The organism is Methylobacterium sp. WL18, from assembly GCF_008040015.1.
Classification (GTDB): domain Bacteria; phylum Pseudomonadota; class Alphaproteobacteria; order Rhizobiales; family Beijerinckiaceae; genus Methylobacterium; species Methylobacterium mesophilicum.
Genome location: NZ_VRVD01001364.1, coordinates 1 through 423 on the forward strand (window position 1 = coordinate 1; position 423 = coordinate 423).

Annotated in this window: 1 pseudogene; it reads left to right on the forward strand. The window is 74.0% G+C overall.

What is annotated here, in order from left to right:
• Positions 1-423: pseudogene (locus FV228_RS32770) on the forward strand (AAA family ATPase); the annotation flags it as partial.

Sequence of the window (423 nt, forward strand, 5' to 3'; positions counted from 1 at the left end):
CTGCTGCGCCGAGGAGGCCGTCCGGCCCCAGCCCGGGGACGTCCGCCTGCTCGCCTGCGGCAGCCTCCACCCGGGCGACCCGCATTTCAGCGACCTGATGACCCCGGAGGCGATCGCCAGCCTGGTCCGCGACGAGCGCACCAACCTCGACCGCATCGTGGTGGACCTGCCCTCGGCCGACGATCTGCCGACCCTGCGGCCGCTCCTCGACATGCTGGACGGGGTGATCCTCGTGGCCGAGGCGGGCAAGACCAACATCGACGACGTGATCGCGGCCGTCCAGGACCTGGAATCGAGCGGCTGCACCGTCCTGGGCGTCGTGCTCAACAAGACGAACGCCACGCCGGCGGTCCGGCGCGGCACCCTGGTGGACGCCCTGGTCCGCCGCGCCGCGGCGATGCGGCCGTCCGCCCAGCCCCGGGC